This is a genomic window from Cytobacillus sp. GQ23, from assembly GCF_059758675.1.
Genome location: NZ_JCAXER010000003.1, coordinates 131,442 through 156,233, shown reverse-complemented (window position 1 = coordinate 156,233; position 24,792 = coordinate 131,442). Strand labels below are relative to the sequence as shown.

Annotated in this window: 20 protein-coding genes; 19 read left to right on the top strand and 1 reads right to left on the bottom strand. The window is 43.2% G+C overall.

The genetic code is table 11. The annotated features are described in order from the left end of the window. Nucleotides 1-147: 147 nt before the first annotated feature. Genes AC6CHU_RS03680 through pyrE form a run of 8 tightly spaced genes read left to right on the top strand, consistent with a single transcriptional unit; the run spans nt 148 to nt 9,656 of the window. Nucleotides 148-1,086, top strand: a complete 939-nt coding sequence (locus AC6CHU_RS03680) for an aspartate carbamoyltransferase catalytic subunit (protein WP_498120082.1) — start codon at nt 148-150, stop codon at nt 1,084-1,086. Then, nucleotides 1,049-2,335, top strand: a complete 1,287-nt coding sequence (gene pyrC, locus AC6CHU_RS03675; protein ID WP_498120080.1) for a dihydroorotase — start codon at nt 1,049-1,051, stop codon at nt 2,333-2,335. Before AC6CHU_RS03680 ends, pyrC begins: the two co-directional genes overlap by 38 nt. Further along, nucleotides 2,332-3,438 (top strand): carbamoyl phosphate synthase small subunit, encoded by a 1,107-nt coding sequence (locus AC6CHU_RS03670; protein ID WP_159862605.1) that lies wholly within the window; start codon nt 2,332-2,334, stop codon nt 3,436-3,438. Before pyrC ends, AC6CHU_RS03670 begins: the two co-directional genes overlap by 4 nt. Then, nucleotides 3,417-6,629, top strand: coding sequence for a carbamoyl-phosphate synthase large subunit (gene carB, locus AC6CHU_RS03665; protein ID WP_251282805.1), 3,213 nt, complete (start codon nt 3,417-3,419; stop codon nt 6,627-6,629). Before AC6CHU_RS03670 ends, carB begins: the two co-directional genes overlap by 22 nt. After that, nucleotides 6,626-7,405, top strand: coding sequence for a dihydroorotate dehydrogenase electron transfer subunit (locus AC6CHU_RS03660; RefSeq protein WP_498120078.1), 780 nt, complete (start codon nt 6,626-6,628; stop codon nt 7,403-7,405). Before carB ends, AC6CHU_RS03660 begins: the two co-directional genes overlap by 4 nt. Next, nucleotides 7,402-8,343, top strand: a complete 942-nt coding sequence (locus AC6CHU_RS03655) for a dihydroorotate dehydrogenase (RefSeq protein ID WP_159862608.1) — start codon at nt 7,402-7,404, stop codon at nt 8,341-8,343. The genes AC6CHU_RS03660 and AC6CHU_RS03655 overlap by 4 nt, the downstream gene beginning before the upstream one ends. Then, complete coding sequence (pyrF, locus tag AC6CHU_RS03650; protein WP_159862609.1) at nt 8,315-9,031, top strand: orotidine-5'-phosphate decarboxylase; 717 nt, start codon at nt 8,315-8,317, stop codon at nt 9,029-9,031. Before AC6CHU_RS03655 ends, pyrF begins: the two co-directional genes overlap by 29 nt. Next, on the top strand, nt 9,021-9,656 hold the full coding sequence (gene pyrE, locus AC6CHU_RS03645; RefSeq protein ID WP_498120077.1) for an orotate phosphoribosyltransferase: 636 nt from the start codon (nt 9,021-9,023) through the stop codon (nt 9,654-9,656). The genes pyrF and pyrE overlap by 11 nt, the downstream gene beginning before the upstream one ends. A gap of 44 nt (nt 9,657-9,700) precedes the next feature. On the opposite strand, the gene AC6CHU_RS03640 is transcribed toward pyrE, so the two are convergent. Next, nucleotides 9,701-11,416, bottom strand: a complete 1,716-nt coding sequence (locus AC6CHU_RS03640; protein ID WP_341070392.1) for an Rqc2 family fibronectin-binding protein — start codon at nt 11,414-11,416, stop codon at nt 9,701-9,703. 673 nt (nt 11,417-12,089) lie between these two features. Here AC6CHU_RS03640 and AC6CHU_RS03635 point away from each other — a divergent pair. The 11 genes from AC6CHU_RS03635 to rlmN all read left to right on the top strand — a co-directional run bounded on the left by AC6CHU_RS03635 (nt 12,090) and on the right by rlmN (nt 24,790). Then, entirely contained in the window at nt 12,090-14,768 is a 2,679-nt protein-coding gene (locus AC6CHU_RS03635) for a calcium-translocating P-type ATPase, SERCA-type (RefSeq protein ID WP_251282811.1), read from the top strand. Nucleotides 14,769-14,945: 177 nt separating this feature from the next. Then, nucleotides 14,946-15,818, top strand: coding sequence for a YicC/YloC family endoribonuclease (locus tag AC6CHU_RS03630; RefSeq protein WP_159862612.1), 873 nt, complete (start codon nt 14,946-14,948; stop codon nt 15,816-15,818). 60 nt (nt 15,819-15,878) lie between these two features. Beyond that, on the top strand, nt 15,879-16,142 hold the full coding sequence (remA, locus tag AC6CHU_RS03625) for an extracellular matrix/biofilm regulator RemA (RefSeq protein WP_026585597.1): 264 nt from the start codon (nt 15,879-15,881) through the stop codon (nt 16,140-16,142). A gap of 10 nt (nt 16,143-16,152) precedes the next feature. Next, nucleotides 16,153-16,767: a guanylate kinase gene (gene gmk / locus AC6CHU_RS03620; RefSeq protein ID WP_159862613.1), complete on the top strand. Its 615-nt coding sequence runs from the start codon at nt 16,153-16,155 to the stop codon at nt 16,765-16,767. A 2-nt stretch (nt 16,768-16,769) separates the two neighbouring features. Continuing rightward, nucleotides 16,770-16,991, top strand: coding sequence for a DNA-directed RNA polymerase subunit omega (rpoZ, locus tag AC6CHU_RS03615; protein ID WP_048007924.1), 222 nt, complete (start codon nt 16,770-16,772; stop codon nt 16,989-16,991). Nucleotides 16,992-17,187: 196 nt separating this feature from the next. Beyond that, nucleotides 17,188-18,396 (top strand): bifunctional phosphopantothenoylcysteine decarboxylase/phosphopantothenate--cysteine ligase CoaBC, encoded by a 1,209-nt coding sequence (gene coaBC, locus AC6CHU_RS03610; protein WP_498120075.1) that lies wholly within the window; start codon nt 17,188-17,190, stop codon nt 18,394-18,396. Continuing rightward, nucleotides 18,393-20,807: a primosomal protein N' gene (gene priA / locus AC6CHU_RS03605; protein ID WP_159862615.1), complete on the top strand. Its 2,415-nt coding sequence runs from the start codon at nt 18,393-18,395 to the stop codon at nt 20,805-20,807. The genes coaBC and priA overlap by 4 nt, the downstream gene beginning before the upstream one ends. Before the next feature lie 115 nt (nt 20,808-20,922). Further along, entirely contained in the window at nt 20,923-21,408 is a 486-nt protein-coding gene (gene def, locus AC6CHU_RS03600) for a peptide deformylase (RefSeq protein ID WP_159862616.1), read from the top strand. Further along, a complete protein-coding gene (fmt, locus tag AC6CHU_RS03595; protein WP_159862617.1) occupies nt 21,405-22,355 on the top strand; it encodes a methionyl-tRNA formyltransferase in 951 nt (316 codons plus the stop codon). Before def ends, fmt begins: the two co-directional genes overlap by 4 nt. Then, nucleotides 22,352-23,707 carry a 16S rRNA (cytosine(967)-C(5))-methyltransferase RsmB gene (rsmB, locus tag AC6CHU_RS03590; protein WP_159862618.1) on the top strand — a complete coding sequence of 452 codons (1,356 nt, stop codon included), beginning with the start codon at nt 22,352-22,354 and terminating at the stop codon, nt 23,705-23,707. Before fmt ends, rsmB begins: the two co-directional genes overlap by 4 nt. After that, nucleotides 23,708-24,790 (top strand): dual-specificity RNA methyltransferase RlmN, encoded by a 1,083-nt coding sequence (gene rlmN, locus AC6CHU_RS03585; protein ID WP_159862619.1) that lies wholly within the window; start codon nt 23,708-23,710, stop codon nt 24,788-24,790. Nucleotides 24,791-24,792: the final 2 nt, after the last annotated feature.

Genomic DNA, 24,792 nt, shown 5'->3' with positions numbered 1-24,792 from the left:
TTTAACTAAGCCCAGCGAGGCTTAAAAGGGTGTTTGGGGCAAACTGGCTATACGGTATAAAAGTGTATCCGTATATCTGTCTGCCTCAACTTTGCAGCACCCTGACCAAATTGGCAGGGTGTTTTTTACTGAAAGAGGAGGTTAATAATGAACCATTTGCTCACTACCTCAGAGTTAGAAATTAATGAAATCAATGAAATTCTTGAAGATGCACAATACTTTTTAAACGGCGGAATATGGTCACCTGAACAAAAGACTTTTGTCGCCAACCTCTTTTTTGAGAATAGCACAAGAACAAAATGCAGCTTTGAAGTGGCGGAAAGGCGGCTTGGACTGGACATCATTCCATTTGAAGTCAGCACATCAAGCGTATCCAAGGGTGAATCATTATACGATACAGTCAAAACCCTGGAAGCAATCGGTGTTCACGCAGTTGTCATCCGCCATAGCCAGGATCGCTATTTTGATGAATTGGCAGGTAGATCTGGTGTTTCCATCCTGAATGCAGGGGACGGCTGCGGGCACCATCCAACCCAATCACTGCTGGATCTCTTGACAATTAAACAGGAATTCGGCTCCTTTGACGGATTAAAAGTAGCGATAATCGGAGATATAGCACATAGCCGCGTCGCGAGATCCAATGCAGATGCGCTTGTAAGGCTCGGTGCAAAGGTTGTCTTTTCAGGTCCTGAAGAATGGTTTAATGAAGAATTGCTTGAAAATGGTATGTATGAAGATGTAGACACAGCCATAGAAACTTCTGATGTTGTAATGCTGCTGAGAATTCAGCATGAGCGGCATGAATCGAAGACCAATCAAACTGCTGAAGAATACCACCTGGCATACGGACTTACAGAAGATCGTGAAAAAACAATGAAGCCAAACAGCATTATCATGCATCCGGCACCAGTAAATCGCGGTGTGGAAATTGCGGATTGCCTAGTGGAATGCGAGCGTTCCAGAATCTTTAAGCAAATGCAAAATGGTGTGTACATCCGAATGGCTGTATTAAAAAGATCGATTAAACATATTGAAGGGGGAGCTAAACATGTCAATGTTAATAAAAAATGGCCAGTTGCTTACTAAAGAAGGAAAACTTAAAAAAACTGACATTTATATAAAGTCAGGGAAAATCGCTGAGATCGGTGCAGGCGTCGGAAATGAAGCGCAGGAAGTGGTTGATGCAGAAGGGTTGCTGATCGCACCCGGTTTTATAGACCTGCACATACACTTGCGTGAACCCGGCGGTGAAAAGAAAGAAACCATTGAAACTGGCACAAAGGCAGCTGCTAAAGGCGGTTTCACAACGGTTGCTGCGATGCCAAATACTCGTCCAGTACCTGATACAAAAGAACAGCTTGAAAAATTGAACAGCCGAATTGAAGAGAATGCAGCGGTCAAAGTTTTGCCGTATGCATCGATTACAATCCGTGAGCTGGGCCAGGAATTAACCGATTTTAAAGCCCTGAAAGAAGCTGGAGCGTTTGCTTTTACAGATGATGGAGTTGGGGTACAATCAGCAGCAATGATGCTGCAGGCAATGAAAAATGCAGCAGAGATCGACATGCCGATTGTGGCCCACTGCGAAGAAAATACCCTCATTAACAAAGGTTCTGTACATGATGGAGTTTTTGCTAAAGAGAATGGTTTAAATGGTATTCCTTCCGTCTGTGAATCAGTACAAATCGCAAGGGATGTGCTTCTTGCCGAAGCAGCTGGCTGCCACTACCATGTGTGCCATATCAGCACAAAAGAGTCCGTCAGAGTGGTGAGAGATGCAAAGCGTGCAGGCATTAAAGTAACGGCTGAAGTGACGCCTCATCACCTCCTTCTTTGTGAAGAGGATATTCCTGGCCTTGATGCCAACTTTAAAATGAATCCTCCTTTAAGAGGAGCAGACGACAGATCTGCCTTAATTGAAGGTTTGCTGGACGGAACGATTGATTTCATCGCAACTGACCATGCACCTCACACAGCAGCAGAAAAAGAAGAAGGAATGGAGCTTGCTCCTTTCGGGATTGTCGGCCTTGAGACAGCCTTTCCGCTTCTTTACACACATTTCGTAGAAAAAGGGATATTCACGCTAAAACAGCTGATTGAATTTTTAACCATCAAGCCTGCACAGGCATTCGGCCTGCAATCTGGAAAATTGCAAGCAGGAGAAATCGCTGACCTTGTCCTGCTTGATCTAAAACAGCATGAAAAAATTGACCCTGCAAAGTTCTTATCGAAAGGGAAGAATACGCCATTTGCCGGCTGGGATTGTAAAGGCTGGCCAGTAGTGACGATAGAAGGCGGAAAAATTGTTTGGAACAGAGGGAGTGTAAAAGCATGAAAAAACAGCTGATTCTGGAAGACGGAACAATTTTTATTGGAAAAGGATTTGGAAGTGATACAGCATCGATTGGAGAGGTAGTATTCAATACAGGAATGACGGGATACCAGGAAATTCTCTCTGACCCTTCCTACTGCGGGCAGATAGTAACATTGACATATCCTTTAATCGGAAATTACGGAATAAATCGGGATGATTTTGAATCAATTTCTCCAGCAATCGCCGGGTTCATTGTTAAAGAAGCAAGCGATTTTCCTTCAAACTGGAGAAATGAACAATCTATCGCTGATTATTTTAAGATGAAAAACATCCCCGGAATTGCTGGGATTGATACTAGAAAATTAACAAGAATTATCAGGCAGCATGGGACGCTGAAAGGTGCTATCTGCAGCATGAGTGAAAGCCCTGAAGTAATCATTGAAAAACTTCGGGCAACCAATCTGCGCAATGATCAGGTAAAGCAAGTTTCCACTAAGACACCTTATCCAAGCCCCGGCCGCGGCAGAAGGGTTGTACTGGTTGATTTCGGCATGAAACACGGGATTTTAAGAGAGCTAAACAAACGGGATTGTGATGTGATAGTTGTGCCATATAATACATCGGCTGAAGAAATACTCAGCATGAGCCCGGATGGAGTAATGCTTTCCAATGGCCCTGGAGACCCAAAAGATGTTCCGGAGGCCATCACAATGATTAGAGGTCTTTTGGGTAAAGTACCGATTTTCGGAATTTGCCTGGGACATCAGCTTTTTGCCCTGGCTTGCGGTGCCAATACAGAAAAACTGAAATTCGGCCATCGCGGTTCAAACCATCCGGTAAAAGATCTGCAAACCGGAAAAGTCGCTTTAACATCTCAAAACCATGGATACTCAGTAGAAGAGAATTCCATTACAGGAACTCCGCTTGAAGTAACACATATCGCCTTAAACGATGGGACAATCGAAGGCTTAAAGCATAAACAGGCCCCTGCATTCACTGTGCAATATCATCCTGAAGCTTCGCCGGGACCTGAAGACGCAAACGGGCTATTTGAACAATTCATGCAATTGATTGAATCACATAAAGAGGAAGGTGCTGCAGCATGCCAAAGCGTACAGATATAAAAAGCATTTTAGTAATCGGATCAGGACCAATCGTCATCGGGCAGGCAGCAGAGTTTGATTATGCTGGAACACAAGCCTGCATTGCATTGAAAGAAGAAGGCTACCGCGTCATTCTAGTAAACTCAAATCCTGCCACGATTATGACAGATACTGAGATTGCTGACGCAGTATATATAGAGCCGCTTACGCTGGAATTCGTCAGCCGGATTATCCGAAAAGAACGCCCTGATGCACTCGTTCCAACCCTGGGGGGACAGACAGGATTAAACCTGGCAGTAGAACTTGCCGAATCAGGTGTACTGGAAGAATGCGGAGTTGAGATCCTCGGTACAAAGTTATCTGCTATCCAAAAAGCGGAAGATAGGGATCTTTTCAGAAACCTGATGAATGAACTAGGCGAGCCGGTGCCTGAAAGTGATATTATTCATAACTTGGATGAAGCATTTGAATTTGTAAACAGAATTGGCTATCCGGTAATTGTACGCCCTGCTTTCACATTGGGGGGAACGGGCGGCGGAATCTGCCACGATGATGAAGAATTAACCGAAATTGTGACAAGCGGCTTAAAGAACAGCCCAGTTACACAGTGCCTGCTTGAAAAGAGCATTGCGGGATACAAAGAAATTGAGTATGAAGTGATGCGGGACTCCAATGACAATGCGATTGTTGTCTGCAATATGGAAAACTTCGATCCAGTAGGTGTCCATACAGGTGATTCAATTGTGGTAGCTCCAAGCCAAACTTTGAGTGATCGTGAGTATCAGCTGCTTAGAAACACTTCATTAAAAATCATCCGAGCCCTCGAGATTGAAGGAGGATGCAATGTCCAGCTGGCACTTGATCCGGAAAGCTTCAATTATTACATCATTGAGGTTAACCCGCGTGTCAGCCGTTCATCAGCGCTGGCATCCAAGGCAACAGGTTATCCGATTGCCAAGCTGGCAGCCAAGATAGCGGTGGGGCTGACACTTGATGAAATGATGAATCCTGTGACAGGAAAAACATATGCCTGCTTTGAACCGGCATTGGATTATATTGTCTCAAAAATCCCGCGCTGGCCGTTTGATAAGTTCGAATCAGCGAACCGTTCGCTTGGCACCCAAATGAAGGCTACAGGAGAAGTAATGGCGATAGGACGAACTTTTGAAGAATCTCTCCTGAAAGCAGTCCGCTCACTTGAAGCCAACATTTATCACCTTGAGCTGAAGGATGCCGGCCAAATTTCTGATGAATTAATCGAAAAGCGGATCCGGAAAGCTGGAGATGAACGTCTGTTTTATATCGGGGAAGCCATCAGAAGAGGAGTCACGATCGAGACGATCCATGAATGGAGCAAAATTGATTTATTCTTCCTTCATAAGATTAAGAAAATCATAGATTTTGAGAGTGTATTAACTGAAAATCCATTTGACCCTGAAACAGGGAAAGCTGCAAAGGAAATGGGCTTTGCCGATCAAGTAATTGCTAGAATGTGGAATTCGAGTGAGAAAGAAGTATACAGCTGGAGACAAGAAAATGCGATTGTACCGGTTTATAAAATGGTTGATACTTGTGCAGCAGAATTTGAATCGGAAACTCCGTATTTCTATGGAACTTATGAAGATGAGAACGAATCGGAAGTAACTGACCGCAAAAGTGTTGTCGTCCTCGGCTCAGGGCCAATCCGTATCGGGCAGGGAGTAGAGTTTGATTACTCAACAGTACACGCAGTTTGGGCCATTAAGGAAGCAGGATACGAAGCAATCATCATTAATAATAATCCTGAAACAGTCTCTACTGACTTTAGCATCTCCGATAAGTTATATTTTGAGCCGCTTACAATAGAAGATGTCATGCATATCATCGATCTTGAGAAGCCGGAAGGTGTAGTTGTGCAATTTGGAGGACAAACGGCGATTAACCTTGCAGCAGATCTGGTAGAAAGAGGCGTAAAAATTCTGGGAACGTCTCTCGAAAGCTTAGACCGGGCAGAAGACCGGGATAAATTTGAACATGCTCTTACAGAGCTTGGCATTCCAATGCCAAAGGGAAAGACTGCCCTATCTGTGGAGCAGGCAGTCGCAATTGCCAGTGAAATAGGATATCCGGTGGTTGTCCGTCCATCATATGTACTTGGCGGAAGAGCCATGGAGATCGTCTATAAAGAAGATGAGCTTCTGTACTATATGGAAAACGCTGTAAAAGTGAATCCGGAACACCCGGTATTAATCGACCGATATTTAACTGGGAAGGAAATTGAAGTGGACGCTATCTCGGATGGTGAAAATGTCCTTATACCCGGCATCATGGAGCATATAGAAAGAGCTGGAGTTCACTCAGGTGATTCCATTGCGGTCTATCCTCCTCAAAATATTTCAGAAGCTATTAAAGACAAGCTTGTCGAGTATACCGGAAAGATGGCCAAAGGCCTTGGCATTATAGGTCTTCTGAATATCCAGTATGTAGTGGCTAAAGGGGAAGTATATGTCTTGGAAGTCAACCCGCGTTCAAGCCGGACAGTTCCGTTCCTGAGCAAGATTACGAATGTGCCGATGGCCAAAATTGCCACAAAGGTTATCATGGGTCAAACTCTTGCAGAGCAGGGCTTTGGTTCCGGCCTTCTTCCGGAGAGAAAAGGCGTGTACGTAAAAGTGCCGGTGTTCTCCTTCGCAAAATTAAGAAGGGTAGACATCACTTTAGGACCTGAAATGAAGTCGACCGGTGAAGTTATGGGGAAAGATTCCACGCTTGAAAAAGCCCTTTATAAAGGCCTTGTTGCTTCCGGCATGAAAATCCAGCCGTATGGCACTGTGCTCATGACTGTCGCTGACAAGGATAAAGAAGAAGCTTTGCAGCTGGCAAAAAGATTTGTATCCATCGGCTACAGGCTAATGGCGACAAGCGGAACGGCTCTATACCTGCAATCTGAAGGCATACCTGTAAAAGTGACCGGGAAAATTGGCTCGGAAGGTACTAACCTTCTGGATGTTATAAAAAATGGCGAAGCACAATTTGTTATTAATACACTAACAAAAGGGAAACAGCCTGCAAGAGATGGTTTCCGCATCCGCCGCGAATCAGTGGAAAATGGCGTGCCGTGCCTAACCTCACTTGATACGGCAGAAGCAATTCTTCAAGTAGTGGAATCAATGAATTTTTCAGCAGACGCGATGGATAAACCAGAAGAAGTCCGGGAGGCGGTTTTATCTTGATCAGACAGGAACAATGTAAAGTAATATCACAAATAAAACTGGCCGAAAACATTTACGAGCTCACCCTTCAAGGTGAGCTTGTTCATGAAATGAAAGAACCTGGGCAGTTTGTCCATTTGAAAATATCTGAGGGCTATGACCCCATGCTGAGAAGGCCAATCAGCATAGCCGAAATTTTACCTGATCAAAGCCAGTTTAAGATGATTTATCGTGCTGAAGGCAGAGGAACAACATTACTTTCAGAAAAAAGGCCTGGTGATTACGCTGATGTATTGGGACCGCTTGGTAATGGATTTCCAATCAGTGAAGCTGGCCGGGGAGATACAGCACTGCTTGTAGGGGGAGGAATCGGAGTACCCCCTTTATATGAACTATCTAAGAAGCTTGTAAACCGCGGCGTTAAGGTAATTCATGTTCTGGGCTTCCAAGCAGCCGATGCAGTTTTCTATGAAGAAAAGTTTGCACTGCTGGGCCAGACCTATCTGGCTACAGCTGATGGCAGTGCAGGAACGAAAGGCTTTGTTACAGATGTTATTAATGGGATGAATATTGATTTCGATGTTTTATATTCCTGCGGCCCGACACCGATGCTGAAGGCGCTTGAATATCAATACCCGCATAAAAAGGTATTCCTGTCATTGGAAGAAAGAATGGGATGCGGCATTGGGGCGTGCTTTGCATGTGTCTGCCATACCGGGGATGACCCGGAAGGATACAGTTATAAAAAAGTCTGCAGTGACGGACCGGTCTTTAAAGCAGGGGAGGTAGTTCTATGAATTCATTAAGCGTCAATTTGCCTGGACTGAAATTGAAAAATCCAATCATGCCTGCATCAGGGTGCTTTGGCTTCGGAAGAGAATTCAGCCAGCTGTATGATTTGAGCCAATTAGGCGCAATCATGATCAAGGCGACGACTTTAGAGCCCCGATTTGGAAATCCAACACCAAGAGTGGCTGAGACATCTGCAGGGATGCTTAATGCAATAGGGCTGCAGAATCCCGGCCTTGAAAAAGTGGTAAATGAAGAATTAGTATGGCTGGAACAATTTGATGTTCCGATCATTGCCAATGTAGCCGGTTCGCAGGAAGAGGATTATATAGCGGTTGCCAGGAAAATTTCTGCAAGCCCGAATGTACATGCGCTTGAACTCAACATCTCCTGCCCGAATGTGAAGACAGGCGGAATAGCATTCGGCACTATTCCGGAAATTGCTAAGAATTTAACGAAAAAAGTAAAAGAGGTATCTGAGGTACCTGTCTATGTGAAGCTATCACCAAATGTCACAAATATTGTAGAAATGGCTAAAGCAGTTGAAGATGGGGGAGCAGACGGTTTAACGATGATCAACACGCTTGTTGGCATGAGAATCGATCTAAAAACCGGAAATCCAATTCTGGCAAATAAATCAGGCGGGCTTTCAGGACCGGCCATTAAGCCAGTCGCGCTGCGGATGATATATGAAGTGAGCCAGCAGGTATCTCTTCCGATTATTGGCATGGGAGGAATCGAATCTGCAGAGGATGTCATTGAATACTTCTATGCAGGTGCAAGTGCGGTAGCGGTTGGAACAGCTAACTTCGTAAATCCTTTTGTCTGTCCAAACATTATTGGTGAGCTGCCGGAACTTATTGGAAAACTCGGGTATGATCATATTGCAGAATGCACAGGAAGGAGCTGGAAGAAACATGAAAAAGCCGCTCATTATTGCTCTTGATTTTCCAGGGAAACAGGAAGTTCATCATTTTCTGCAAAACTTTGAAAATGAAAAGTTATTTCTAAAGGTTGGCATGGAGTTATTTTACCAGGAGGGGCCTTCCATTGTTTACGAGTTAAAGGAACAGGGGCATGATATATTCCTTGATCTCAAGCTTCATGATATTCCTAATACAGTTAAAAGTGCCATGAAGCGGCTTGCGGGGCTTGGCTGCGATATGGTCAATGTGCATGCTGCAGGAGGAAAAGCGATGATGGAAGCTGCACGTGAAGGACTTGATGCAGGCAGTACAGGGAAAAGGCCATCTTGTATTGCTGTGACGCAGCTGACAAGCACGTCCGAACAGCAAATGAAGTCTGACCAATTAATCGCTGTTTCATTAAACGAATCTGTTCTGCATTATGCTAATCTTGCCAAAGAAGCAGGGCTTGATGGTGTAGTATGTTCAAGCTTTGAGTCAAGGGCGATAGCTTCGCAAATAGGCTCTGCCTTTTTGACTGTAACACCGGGAATACGCCTGTCATCTGACGATAAAGGTGACCAAAAAAGAGTGGCCACACCTGAATTCGCAAGAAAAGAAGGGGCTTCTGCCATTGTGGTGGGAAGGTCGATTACCAGAGCAGAAAATCCATTCGAAAAGTATATTCAATGCAAACAATCCTGGGAGGGTGTTCTGAATGAAGCATAAAATAGCAGAAAAATTACTGGATATTAAAGCTGTAGCATTAAACCCAAACGAGCCGTTTACATGGTCTTCAGGGCTGCGTTCCCCAATCTATTGTGATAACCGTCTGACACTGTCTCATCCTGAAGTCAGAAAAGAAATTGCTGCCGGCCTTCAGGCTATCATCCTTGATAAATTTCCTGAAGCAGAGCTAATTGCAGGGACAGCCACGGCAGGCATTCCGCATGCAGCCTGGGTCAGTGACAAGATGGAACTGCCAATGTGCTATGTCCGCTCTAAGGCAAAGGGGCATGGAAAAGGAAAACAAATTGAAGGTCAAGCAGTCAAGGGCCAAAAGGTTGTTGTTGTTGAAGACCTCATCTCAACAGGAGGAAGTGCCATAACTGCTGTCAAAGCTTTAAGGGAAGCAGGCTGTGAAGTGCTGGGTGTGGCTGCAATCTTCACCTACCAGCTTGAAAAAGGAAAACAAATGCTCGCCGAAGAGGAAATTGAAGCATATACACTGACTGATATTGAAGCTCTGACAGAAGTAGCAGTTGAAAAGGGCTTTATCCAGGAAGAAGATATGAAAAAGCTGATTGAATGGCGAAAAGACCCTGCTGAGTGGGGAAAAGTCTCTCAGTTTTAGTCAAATGAAAAAAGCAAGCATCAGAGCTTGCTTTTTTCAATTATTTAAAGATTTTGTTTCAAAGACAACACCAGTTCTTCATCAGGGGTAACATAAACCGTCTGCTGATTGTCATATATGACAAATCCAGGTTTTCCTCCGCTTGGTTTCTTCACATGTCTGACTTGGGTGAAGTCAACAGGTACGGAACTGGAATTCCGTGCTTTGCTGAAGTAAGCTGCAAGGGATGCTGCTTCAAGAATTGTATTTTCTGCCGGTTCCTTGCTTCGGATCACCACATGTGAACCGGGGATATCTTTTGTATGCAGCCAGATTTCATCCCTTGCGGCTAATTTGTTCGTTAAGTAATCATTCTGTTTGTTGTTTTTACCCACTAGAATTTCCGTTCCGCCGCTGGAAATATAACGGTCAAGAACAGGCTTAAGATTCTGCTGTTTCTTATTTCCCCGTTTCTGCCTTTCACGAATATAACCGCCTTCAGTGAGTTCTTCTCTTATTTCGGCAATGTCTCTTGTTGATGCCGTTTCTACTTGCTGAAGGAGAGACTCAAAGTATGCCGCTTCTTCTTCTGCTTTTTTAATTTGCTCTTTAACTGCTATTACGGCATTTTTTGCTTTTTGGTATCTTGTAAAATACTTTTGTGCATTTTCTGAAGGTGTCTTCTGAGGATCTAAAGGAATCACAACTGAAGCTCCATTTTCATCGTAATAATTGATGACTTCCGCTTCTTTCATTCCCTTTTGAATCGCATAAATATTTGCTGTGATCAATTCCCCGTATAGTTGATGTTTATCGGCACTTTCAGCTTCATGAAGGGTTTTTTTCAATTTCTCAATTTTTTTCTCATTCTTTTCTTTCTCATTTACGATGAACCGTTCAAGATCATTGGATTGCTGTTTTACGCGGTCTCTTTCGGCTTTACCGAAATAAAATCTGTCCAGCATTTTACTCAGGGAACTGAATAGACTGCTTTGGCCTTTTATATGCTGGAGGGGAAATAGATAAAAGCTTTCTTTGTTTTCCCCTGCTGTAATGGCCGGCCTTATGCTATGGTCTTTAAGCAAATCAATAAAATACTGGAAGCTCTTAGGAAGAGTTGTCCTGTTAACAAGACCGGCATGGTGAATCACTTCTTTTGCAAAGAGCGGTGAGATTCCGGAGAAACCTGCCACAAGCTGTTTATCAACTTTCCCGCTGTTAAAATCAATTCTGCGCAGTAAAGCTTCTTCATCCGCTTCAAAAGGATTCATTTTGTCCTGAGACGGAGGGAGAATATACTCCTGTCCCGGCAAAATCGCACGATGGCTATTAACGGCAAAGGAAACATGTTTGATGCTGTCGAGAATGATGTTGCGGGATTTATCCACCAGCGTAATATTGCTGTGCCGGCCCATAATTTCAACAATCAGCTGTTTATAGGATGTATCGCCAATCTCATTCCTGCCTTTTACCTCAAACACCATAATACGGTCTAGCCCGTTTTGATGTACATCTTCAAGTATGTAGCCTTCCAGGTGCTTTCTTAAAAGCATGCAGAACATAGGAGGCTCTGAAGGGTTTTCATGTGATTCATTTGTAAGCTGGACTCTCGCATAGCTTGGATGGGCAGACAGCAAAAGCCTGTGATTTTTACCATTTGCCCTCACAACTAAAATGATTTCATTTTTATATGGCTGCTGAATCTTATTGATTCTCCCGCCCTTTATAGTATCTATAAGCTCTTTCGTCATAGCTCTTGTGAACAAACCATCAAATGACATATTGAAACACTCTCTTCTTTTTAAAATAACTAGATATACATTATTCTTTCATTTATTGAATTAAATCAAGTTTTAATGCTTACTTTTTGCAAGAGCTACCGTTTTTCTGAAGCTGTCTGCCTCCTATGCCTATGCCCCCTCGAGGTAACAAGGTGGGAGGATGAAGGTCATGCAGACGTTGCCGCAGGACAAGGATAGCTGCGGCAGCGATACATCGCACGACCAAAAGCGGCAGCTATTGGTCGTGGCTTTTTTAGTCTGCATTCCTTCGTGGACAAGGCGCTTCCGCTTTTCTAATAGGGCTAAAATTATGTCTTTGTACTTCGATAATTGTCTAGCTCCAGCGCCTACCCCCTCGAGGTCACAAGCCGGATCTTCCAAAAAGGCAAAGGACGCCTTTTCGGCAGCCCCGTCTTATGCTTGTCGGGGGTGGGCAAGGCGCTTCCGCTTTTCTAATAATAATAGCATTTTTTTGGACAGGGATGAATATGCTTTCTTTAGAGTGAGATTGGACAACTCTGCCTTGATTTAGCAGAAAAGGATAGTCTGCCATTTGGCGGATTCTCTGAAAGTCTGGCTGTGAGTGCTTCCGGGATTTTTTCGGTTCTTAATCCCTGCACCGGAGGCTTTTATGGCTTTTCTCAAACCACAAAGGAGGAAGTGTGATGTCCGGATGAAGTTCCATGAAATGAACGAAAGGGAGGTTGAGCAAGCCTTAAATACAGACATTAAGGCAGGCTTAACTGAAGAAGATGTAAAAAAACGCCACAAGCAATATGGCTTAAATGAATTGAAAGAGGGAGAAAAGCAGTCTGCTTTGCTCTTATTTTTTAGTCAATTTAAGGATTTCATGGTTCTTGTTTTATTAGCTGCCACCTTGATTTCGGGGCTGCTTGGTGAATATATTGATGCGATTGCCATTATTGCAATTGTAATCATAAATGGGTTTCTGGGCTTTTTTCAGGAAAGGAAAGCAGAAAAGTCACTAAGTGCACTAAAAGAGTTATCTGCTCCACAGGTCCTTGCGCTTCGAGATGGGGAATGGAGGAAGATTCCCTCAAGAGAAGTAGCTGTTGGGGATCTGCTGAAATTTTCCACTGGTGACAGAGTGGGAGCTGATGTAAGAATAGTAGAATCCAATAGCCTTGAAATTGAGGAATCTGCCTTAACGGGAGAGTCACTGCCTGTTCAAAAGAGGACCGGCTCTCTGAAAACACCTAACCTTGCTATTGGCGATATGGAAAATATGGCATTTATGGGTACAATGGTGACCCGCGGCAACGGATTGGGTGTGGTTGTCGGAACAGGGATGAATACCGCTATGGGCCAAATTGCAGATTTGCTGCAAAATGCAGAAACCATGACAACACCGCTTCAGCGGAGGCTGGAACAGCTCGGTAAAATTCTCATTACGGCAGCGATTTTTCTAACCGTTCTCGTTGTTGCAGCAGGTGTAATGCAGGGACAGGAATTATATACAATGTTCCTTGCAGGTGTCTCATTGGCTGTTGCGGCAATTCCCGAAGGGCTGCCGGCCATTGTGACGGTGGCGCTCTCACTTGGTGTTCAAAGGATGATAAGGAAAAAGGCAATCGTACGGAAGCTGCCTGCCGTTGAAACACTTGGCTGTGCGTCTGTTATTTGCTCAGACAAAACCGGAACCATGACCCAGAATAAAATGACCGTCACCCATCTCTGGAGCGGAGGGAAAGAATGGAGAGTAGATGGTGTCGGGTATGAGCCGCAGGGGCAGTTTTATAGAAATGACAGCCAAATTGATCCGAAAAGTGATAAAGCGCTGCAGCAGATGCTTATGTTTGGCATGCTGTGCAACCATGCGGAAATACAGCAGAAAAATAGTGAGTTTGTGATTGATGGTGATCCGACTGAAGGTGCTCTCCTTGTAGCTGCCATGAAAGGCGGCTATAACAGGAGCAGTCTGCTAAATCAATTTCAGATTATTAATGAGTTTCCGTTTGACTCTGCCAGAAAAATGATGAGTGTTGTGGTGAAGGACCATAATGGCAGGCAATTCATTGTTACTAAAGGTGCTCCTGATGTCTTAGTCGGGAAAAGTGAAGCAGTTCTTTGGGAGGGAAGGCGGCAGATTCTTTCGAGGGAGCTTTCAGGTGAAATTCAGGCAGCCATAGAAGACCTGGCATCACAGGCATTAAGAACAATCGCGATAGGCTATAAAGAAATCCCGTCAAAAAATGTCATTCTGGATGAAAAAGAGGCGGAGAAGGGATTAACTTTTATCGGGCTCCAGGGGATGATTGACCCGCCGAGGCCGGAGGTTAAAGAAGCAGTAAAGGAATGCAGGGAAGCAGGAATCAAAACGATCATGATCACAGGAGATCATGTGATTACAGCACAAGCCATTGCAAAACAATTAGGTATTTTAACAGAAGGCTCCAAAGTACTTCAAGGCAAAGACCTGGCAGAGATGTCTGTAGAAAACCTTGAAGATGTAGTTGAGGATGTTGCTGTATTTGCCAGAGTATCGCCTGAACATAAATTGAAAATTGTCAAGGCTCTTCAAAATAGAGGTCATATCGTCGCCATGACAGGTGATGGTGTTAATGATGCGCCAGCAATTAAAGCAGCAGATATCGGCATTTCAATGGGCATCACAGGCACAGATGTTGCTAAAGAGGCATCTGCACTTGTATTGCTGGATGATAATTTTGCTACTATAAAAGCCGCGATAAAAGAAGGAAGAAATATCTACGAAAATATCCGCAAGTTTATCAGGTATTTGCTTGCATCAAATGTTGGTGAGATTCTGGTAATGCTGTTTGCTATGCTTCTAGCCCTTCCGCTGCCATTAGTTCCAATTCAGATTCTCTGGGTGAATCTTGTTACAGATGGACTTCCGGCAATGGCCCTGGGCCTTGATCAGCCCGAGGAGAATGTGATGAAAAGGAAGCCAAGGAGCCCTAAGGAAGGCGTCTTTTCAAGAGGGCTTGGCTGGAAAGTGGTTTCAAGAGGCTTTTTAATCGGACTTGTGACATTACTTGCGTTTATTTTTGCCTACCGGGCCAATCCGGATCATCTTGCGTATGCACAGACAGTGGCGTTTGCCACATTGGTAATGGCTCAGCTGATTCATGTATTTGATTGCCGAAGTGAAAAGTCTGTGTTCTCAAGAAATCCATTTGGCAATAAATATTTAGTCTGGGCAGTCATCTCTTCCCTGGCTTTAGTGCTGGTTGTCATATACTATCCTCCTCTTCAGCCAATATTTCACACAGTCCCTATAGAATTCCGCGACTGGTTTATGATTACAGGGCTCTCAGCCATTCCAACATTTTTACTGGCTGGCACATTTTTGGCAAGAAAAACAAAATAAAATATGTTATAATCCTTTAGGTAGTAGAGAAGATCTCTATTACCTTTCTTTTTTGCGCAAACATATAAATCTCCATCACTACTTGATTTTTATACATAAACTGCACAGGCACCATGCCGCTGACTGAAAGTAAGTGCTTTTTACGAGCTGTGCTTTTCCCAAAAGGAAGTGTGAAAAATGGCAGTAAGCATGACTGGTTATGGCAGAAGCAAGAAAGATTCCGGGCAATGCTCCATTACGGTTGAAATAAAAACTGTAAATCATCGCTTTTCCGAATTTCAGATAAGAATGCCCAGACAGCTGATGCATATTGAAGACAAAATAAAGAAAAAGCTTAACAGGCATATCAAAAGAGGGAGAATTGAGGTTTTTATCACTATTGACGGCGATGGCCTGGCCAGCCGAAAAGTAAATGTTGACTGGGAACTATTAGATGAATATTATCAATACATAACTGCAATTCAAGCAAAGTATCAAATTCAAACGGACCTCTCCATCGGGGATGTCATACGTGAAGAATTAATTGGGATTGAAGAAAAAGAGGCCGGCAATGAGGAATTGAGCCAGCTGGTCCTTTCTGCTGCTGAAGAGGCATGCCTGCAGTTAATGCAGATGAGGAAAGCAGAGGGAGATGAGCTGGAAAAAGATCTTCGCAGCCATCTAAGTCTTTTAAGCAATCGGGTCATCAAACTGAAAGAGTATGCACCAACCGTTGCAAAGCTTTACCAGGAAAGATTGCAGAGGCGCATGAAGGAATTTCTGGATGGTCAGGTGGATGAACCGAGAATTTTGACAGAGGTAGCGGTATTCGCTGATAAAGCTGATATCAGTGAAGAACTAATAAGACTGCAAAGCCACATAAGTCAATTTGAGCATACACTTCAGCTAACAGAACCAGCCGGAAGAAAGCTTGACTTTATTCTGCAGGAAATGAACCGTGAAGCGAATACAATCGGCTCCAAGGCAAATAGTGCAGAAATAGCTGCCGAAGTTGTTGAAATAAAGAGTTTATTGGAAAAAATGAAGGAACAGGTTCAAAATATTGAATAGCAGTTGTTTAGATTCCGTCTCTGCGGGTCAAACTAAATAACTGATGATTGGAGGACCCAAATGTCAATTAAACTGATCAATATCGGTTTTGGCAATATTGTATCAGCCAACCGGATTATATCAATAGTCAGTCCCGAATCTGCCCCGATTAAACGGATTATTCAGGACGCGCGGGACCGGGGCTCTTTAATAGATGCTACATATGGCAGGCGCACACGGGCTGTTATCGTTATGGACAGTGACCATGTTATTTTGTCTGCGGTCCAGCCGGAAACCGTCGCGCACCGATTAAATGACCGTGATGAAATTATTGAGGAAGGGTAGGATTTTATAAATGAAAGAAAAAGGGTTATTGATCGTTCTATCCGGACCCTCAGGTGTAGGAAAAGGAACAGTAAGAAAAGAAATATTTGCTCAGTCTGATACTGCTTTTGAATATTCTATTTCAATGACAACGAGATCCCCAAGAGAGGGAGAGGTCAATGGAGTTGATTATTTTTTCAAAACGCGTGAGGAGTTTGAAGAGCTCATCCGGCAGGATAAGCTGCTGGAATATGCGGAGTTTGTGGGGAACTACTATGGAACTCCAGTTGATTATGTAAGAGAAACACTTGACCGCGGAAAAGATGTTTTCCTTGAAATTGAAGTTCAGGGTGCCCGACAGGTACGCGAGAAATTTCCGGACGGCCTGTTCATTTTCCTGGTTCCCCCTAGTTTATCAGAGCTTAAGAACCGTATCGTGACGAGAGGGACAGAGACAGAAGATATTATCAACAATCGCATGAATGCAGCAAAAGAAGAGATTGAAATGATGAATTTATACGATTATGTTGTAGAGAATGATCAAATCGATCTGGCCTGTGAAAGAATAAAAGCCATTGTAGTAGCTGAACACTGCCGCAGGGAACGTGTAGAACCTAAATATAAAAAAATGCTGGAGGTAGAATAAATATGCTTTATCCATCTATTGATTCTCTAATGACAAAGATTGACTCCAAATATTCACTTGTTTCAGTTGCGGCCAAGCGTGCCCGCAAGCTTCAGCTTAATGCCAGACCTCAGCTTGAAAAATATAAATCACATAAAAATGTGGGCAAGGCACTTGAGGAAATACATGCAGACCAGCTTCATTACCGCCTGGGCGAAAAAACTGCCAATGAATCATACGAGTGAAATCGCTGAATAACAACCTTTCCAAAGGTTGTTATTTTTGTTTGAGGTTTTATTAGATGAAAATTCACTGCTCTTCTTGCATAATTGAACTATCATGAAAGGTAATTGCTATTAATGGCCAGGCTTTAAATAGAAATAGATAGCCAGGCTGTTTTTCATAGAGAAGAATTATTTTTTAGATTGGTGGGGTCATATAATGCTGACTGGAAAGAAAATATTATTATGTGTAACCGGTGGAATTGCTGTTTATAAAGTTGCAGCCTTAACGAGCAAGCTGACACAGGGCGGGGCACAGGTAAAAGTTATCCTAAGTGAATCGGCTGCTAAGTTTGTTGCACCATTAACTTTTCAGGCCCTTTCAAGACATGATGTTTACACCGACACTTTTGATGAAAAAGACTCGAAAGTAATTGCACACATCGACCTGGCTGATTGGGCCGATTTAATTCTTGTTGCTCCGGCTACAGCAAATGTTATCGGGAAGCTTGCCAATGGAATTGCAGATAATATGATTACAACCACTCTCTTGGCTGCAACATCACCTATCTGGATTGCACCTGCAATGAATGTGCATATGTACAGCCATCCTGCTGTCCAAAAAAATATTGAAACCCTATATTGCTTTGGCTGTAGATTCATAGAGCCTTCAGAAGGGTACCTTGCCTGCGGCTATGTTGGAAAAGGCAGACTTGAAGAGCCGGAAAAAATCACAGAAACAATTAGTGAATTTTTCAAGCCTGCCAGATTTAAGTTTACTGGCCGAAAAGTGGTCATAACTGCAGGCCCGACGAGGGAAAAAATCGATCCAGTCCGGTATATTACGAACCATTCTTCGGGGAAAATGGGCTATGCAATCGCGGAAGCTGCGGTCTCTGCAGGTGCTGAAGTTGTCTTAATATCCGGCCCGGTTTCAATCGATGCGCCTGCCGGCTTAACACTGATAAAGGTGGAATCAGCTGAAGAAATGTATCAGGCGGCAATAAATGAATTTGAAAATGCCGATATTGTCGTAAAGACCGCTGCCGTCTCAGATTATCGTCCAAAGAAGACCTCTGCGCATAAAATGAAGAAAAAGCCTGGGGATGAAGTTTTGGAGCTTGAAAGGACGAAGGATATATTGTTCGAGCTGGGACAAAGAAAGAGGAAGCAAATCCTGATAGGGTTTGCCGCTGAAACCGAACAGGTCGAAGAGTATGCAAAGAGCAAGTTAATGAAGAAAAATGCCGATATGATCGTTGCCAATAATGTAACTGCTGAAGGTGCAGGCTTTGGAACGGACACTAATATAGTTACCTTTTATAAAAAGGATGGGTCATCGGAAAAACTTCCGCTTATGTCCAAGAAGGATGTTGCCGAAAAAATTCTTGAAGAAGCTGCGAAGCTGCTAAAGGATGAGCATGAATGAATATAGCTAGTGTTATTGTCGATGTTCCTGCCAAACAGACTGACCGGGCGTTTGATTATAAAATACCCTCTCATCTGATAGGTGTTATTCTCCCTGGCATGAGGGTGGTTGTTCCATTTGGGCCGAGAAAAATACAGGGGTTTGTTATAGGATTAAAGGAAGAGTCGGATTTTCATCAGTTAAAATCCATAGCAGAGCCGATGGATTTAAATCCAGTCCTCAACCAGGAGCTTTTGACTCTTGGGGAATGGCTGACAGAAAAAACATTATGCTATAAAGTGTCTGCCTTCCAGGCTATGCTGCCTGCAGCATTAAAGGCTAAATATGAAAAGAAACTTGTAATGTCCGAAAAGGCAGATCGAAAGCTTCTTCCGGAAAAAGTATGGGCAATCTTCCGGAATGCCGATGAAATTACCTGGGATGATGCTGTAAAAGGCGGAGCTTTATCACTTCTTCAAAAGGAAGCATCCAAAGGAAATATTGAAATTATCTATCAGGTTAAAGAACGGGTGAAAAAGAAAAAAATCAAGCAAGTGTTTGCTGCGGCTCCCTCTGAGGAGCTTGCTGATTACCTACAAAAGCTGCCAGGAAATGCAACTAAACAAAAGGAAGTGCTTGAGTATTTTCTTCAGGAAGAGGGAACGGTCGATCAGAAAGAGTTATTTTCCATGTTTGGCATCACCTCTTCTACAATAAAAGGTCTTATGCAAAAAGGGCTGATTGGCCGAAAGGACGTAGAAATTTACCGTAATCCTTTTGGAGACCGTAAATTCGAAAGAACCGATCCGCTCTCTTTGACCGATGAACAAAGAAAAGCCATTATCCCTATCCTTAATTCTATTGAAGACAATCGTCATGAAACCTTTTTACTTTATGGGGTAACAGGGAGCGGAAAAACGGAGGTTTATCTGCAATCCATCCAGCGGGTGCTGGAGGAAGGCAAAGAAGCCATTGTCCTTGTTCCTGAAATCTCTTTAACTCCACAGATGGTTAAACGTTTTAAAGGAAGGTTTGGCGATCAGGTGGCTGTTATGCACAGCGGTCTTTCAGCAGGAGAAAAGTATGATGAATGGAGAAAAATACAGCGGAAGGAAGTCAAGGTTGTTGTCGGAGCCCGTTCGGCAATCTTTGCACCTTTTGAAAACCTTGGAATCATTATAATTGATGAAGAACACGAAACCAGCTATAAACAGGAAGAAAACCCAAGATACCATGCAAGGGACGTCGCCATCCAAAGAGCGGGAAATCACAAATGTCCTGTGGTGCTCGGCAGTGCAACTCCCTCATTGGAATCTTTTGCACGGGCACAAAAAGGAGTTTACCATCTCCTCACTCTCGAAAAAAGGATGAACAATCAGGCTCTCCCTTCTGTTGATATTATTGATATGAGGGAAGAGCTGCGCGAAGGAAACCGGTCAATGTTCTCAAGGAAGCTCCTTGAAAAAGTAAAAGACCGCCTGGAAAAAAAAGAACAGATCGTATTATTTCTAAATAAAAGAGGTCACTCATCATTTGTTATGTGCAGGGACTGCGGTTATGTCCTTAATTGCCCGCATTGTGATATATCTTTGACGTATCATCGTTATAGCCAGCAGATGAAATGTCATTACTGCGGCCATGAGGCAGCGGTTCCAAATACATGCCCGGAATGTGAAAGTGAGCATATCCGTTATTTTGGGACGGGTACTCAGAAAGTGGAAGAGGAATTGACAAAGATTCTTCCCGAAGCGAAGGTAATCCGGATGGATGTTGACACAACCAGCCGGAAGGGTGCACATGAAAAACTCCTCGATCAATTTCAGGAAGGGCATGCAGATATTCTCCTTGGGACTCAGATGATTGCAAAAGGCCTTGATTTTCCCAATATTACGTTAGTAGGTGTCCTATCGGCAGATACCATGCTGCACCTGCCTGATTTCCGCTCTTCAGAAAAAACCTTTCAGCTGCTGACACAGGTAAGCGGACGGGCCGGGAGGCACCAATTGGAGGGTGAGGTAATCATTCAGACCTATACTCCTGAACATTATAGTATAGAGCTGGCTGGGGATCAGGATTACAATAAATTCTATGATAGAGAAATGATGGTCCGCAAAATCCATAGATATCCTCCTTTCTTCTATATTTCCCTTGTCACTGTCAGTCATGAGGAATTAATGAAGGCTGTTTCGGTAACCGAGAAGATCACGCAGTACATTCAGTCAAAATTATCTGCAGAGAGCATAGTTCTTGGTCCGGTTGCTTCCCCGATACCGCGGATCAATGATAGATATCGGTATCAATGTCTGATAAAATACAAGCGGGAGCCGGAACTTGGCCAAATATTGAAGAAAATCCTGGATAATTACCAGCAGGAAATTTCTTCAGGGGGCCTAACCGTTTCTATTGATCTGAATCCATATATTTTAATGTAGTACCAAAAGATTCATCTTTTAGAAGAAATCCCCCAAGTCCCTTACGGGGCTTCTGCTTTTTTGGTTATATATAAACCCACATTGGTTGAAAATAGATAAAAATGGAGGAAATGTTTTGGCGGTAAAAAAAATTGTTACTTATCCGGCTGAAATTCTGGAGGCTGAATGCGAACCAGTTAAAGTGTTTGATAAGAAGCTTGGCAAATTATTAAATGATATGTATGATACGATGCTTGAATTCGATGGTGTCGGTCTCGCTGCTCCGCAAATTGGGCAAAAGCAGCAAATTGCCATTGTTGATATAGATGATGAGTTTGGAACAATTGAAATGATCAATCCGGTAATCCTTGAAATAGATGGCGAGCAGACAGGCCCTGAGGGGTGCTTGAGTTTTCCGGGATTGTATGGTGAAGTAGCAAGGCCAATCTATGTCAAAATAAAGGCACAGGACCGAAAAGGGAAATATTATACCCTTGAGGCTGAAGGTTTCCTGGCAAGAGCGATTCTACATGAAATTGATCATTTGCATGGAGTACTATTTACCTCAAAAGTATCAAGATACTTGACCGAAGAAGAGTTGGAAGGATTGGAAGCTGAATGACAAAAATAGTTTTTATGGGCACACCGGATTTTTCAGTGCCGGTATTAAAGCAAGTAATAGAGGACGGATATGAAGTAATCGGGGTGGTTACACAGCCTGACAGACCAGTTGGAAGAAGAAAGGTCCTTACTCCCCCGCCTGTAAAAGTTGAAGCTGAAAAACAGGGGATCCCTGTATATCAGCCCGAAAAAATCCGCCAGCCGGAAGAGCTGGAGAAAGTTCTGGCTCTTAAGCCTGACCTGATCGTCACAGCTGCGTTTGGACAAATTTTGCCGAAAGATCTCTTGGAAGCGCCTAAGTTTGGCTGTATAAATGTACATGCATCATTGCTTCCGGAATTGCGGGGCGGTGCACCTATTCATTACGCCATTCTTCAGGGGAAAGAAAAAACTGGAATCACGATTATGTATATGGCCGAAAAGCTGGATGCCGGGGATATTTTAACACAAGTTGAGGTGCCGATTACTGAAACAGATACAGTCGGCACTCTTCACGATAAACTCAGCGAGGCGGGATCCAAACTTTTATCAGATACCCTGCCAAAGCTTCTGAATGGTGAATTGAATCCCATCAGGCAAAATGAAGAAGAAGCTACTTTTGCATATAACATCAAAAGAGAACAGGAAAAAATCGACTGGAGCAATACCGGCGAAGAAATTTATAACCACATAAGAGGGTTAAACCCATGGCCGGTTGCTTATACAACATTTGAAGGCAAAGTAATTAAAATCTGGAATTCAAAGAAGATCAGACATGCTGAAAACCATGACCCGGGAACAATCATCAGGCTTGAAGAAGACGGAATCGTTGTGGCAGCAGGGAATGAAACAGCGGTTAAAATTACTGAACTGCAGCCATCAGGTAAGAAAAAGATGCCAGCAGAACAATTTTTAAGAGGTGCAGGGTCCAATCTTACAGACGGCAGCCGTTTTGGAGACACCGAATGAAAAAACTAAAGACGAAAAATGTAAGAGAAACTGCATTAGAGCTTCTCGAGGCCATTGAAAAAAACCAGTCTTATAGCAATCTTTTATTGAATAACGCTATCAAAAAGAATGAAATAGAACAGAAGGACATTGGGCTTCTTACCGAACTGACATATGGTACTCTCCAGCGCCGGATGACACTCGATTTTTACCTGAAGCCCTTTTTGGCAGGCAATAAAAAAGTCGAAAGCTGGGTCAATCAGCTCTTAAGGCTAACTCTGTATCAGATGGTTTATCTGGACAAAATTCCTGACCGCGCAGCCATTTTTGAAGCAGTAGAAATAGCAAAACGAAGAGGGCATAAAGGAATTTCCGGCATGGTCAACGGTGTGTTAAGAAATATTCAGAGGAAGGGGCTCCCGGATCTCGAACAAATTGAAGACAGTGTGGAGCGTCTCTCAATTGAAACGAGTCATCCCGAATGGCTAGTTAAAAGATGGGTCGATCAGCTTGGATTTGAAGAAGCAAAGAAAATGTGTGAAATAAACTTAACAGCCCCTCTGCAGACGGCAAGGGTAAATGAGGTAAAGACTTCCAGGGAGGAGTGCCTGTCACTTCTGGAGGAAGAAGGTTATAAAGTCGAACCAAGCCCATTTATACCAGTTGCCATAAAATGTTTAAGAGGCAACCTGGCCAATTCCCGTGTATTCAAAGATGGGCTGATTACCATTCAGGATGAAAGCTCCATGCTTGCTGCTTATGCCCTTGGAGGAAATCAAGATGAAAGAATCCTGGACACATGTGCAGCACCAGGAGGAAAAACCACACATATAGCAGAAAAACTGCAAAATACCGGACAGGTTATATCACTGGACCTTCACGAGCATAAGGTAAGGCTGATCAATGATAATGCTGATAGGCTGGGACTTTCAAATATTAGGACAAATGCCCTTGACAGCAGAAAAGTCCAGGAGCATTATGAAAAAGAATCTTTTGACCGTATTTTAGTGGATGCTCCTTGTTCAGGACTTGGAGTCATGAGAAGAAAGCCTGATATGAAATACACGAAAAAAGAAGAAGATTTATATCATCTCCATAAGATTCAGAGAGATCTATTGGATGCCGTTTCACCTTTAGTGAAAAAAGGTGGTATTCTTGTATATAGTACGTGTACAGTGGACAAAGAAGAAAATCAGCATGTTGTTCACGCGTTTTTAAAGGACAATGCGGAATTTGAGGGAGATCCATCTGTTCAGGAGCGGATGCCTAATGCGATTACTCCATTAATAAATGGATTTGAAATGCAGATTTTACCGCAGGATATTGGTTCGGACGGGTTTTATATTGCCTGTCTGAGAAAGAAGGTGCAATAAATGGAACAAAATACAGCAGAGAAAATGACAGCAGAACAAAAAACATCCATTTATACTTTACAGCTCCATGAGCTGAAGGAATGGCTTAAAGAAAATAATGAGAAAGCCTTCAGGGCTGAGCAAATATTTGATTGGCTTTATACAAAGAGAGTCACATCATTTGAGGATATGACAAATCTGTCAAAAGGGCTGCGGGATACCTTATCAGCAAATTTTTCGCTGACAACCCTTAAAACGATCATCCAGCAGGAGTCAGCTGATGGGACGATTAAGTTTTTATTTGAACTTCATGACGGCTATTCGATTGAAACTGTACTGATGAGACATGACTACGGGAATTCAGTATGTGTTACCACTCAGGTTGGCTGCCGGATCGGATGCACATTCTGTGCTTCCACATTAGGCGGATTAAAACGTAATCTTGAAGCAGGAGAAATTGTTGCTCAAGTCGTAAAAGTACAACAGGCACTTGATGAGACAGATGAACGGGTCAGTTCAGTTGTTATTATGGGAATTGGTGAGCCATTTGATAATTATGACAGCATGCTCTCATTCCTTAAAATTATCAACCATGATAAAGGACTGAACATCGGCGCACGCCATATCACTGTATCGACAAGCGGAATCATTCCAAAAATCTATAAATTTGCAGATGAAAATATGCAGATTAATTTCGCGATTTCCTTACATGCTCCAAACACCGAAATCAGAAGCCGCCTTATGCCAATAAATAGAGCATATAAGCTGCCGGACCTTATGGATTCAATCAGGTATTATATTAATAAGACAGGCAGGCGTGTAAGCTTCGAATATGGCTTATTTGGAGGGGTAAATGATCAGGTGGAACATGCAGAAGAGCTTGCTAAGTTAATAAAAAATGTTAAGTGCCATGTTAACCTGATTCCAGTAAACTATGTGCCGGAGCGGGATTATGTAAGAACACCCAAGGATCAGATTTTTGCATTTGAAAAGACACTCAAGAATCACGGCATTAATGTAACCATTCGCAGGGAGCACGGTCATGATATAGATGCAGCATGCGGACAACTTCGTGCAAAGGAGCGAAAAGAGGAGACGAGGTGACA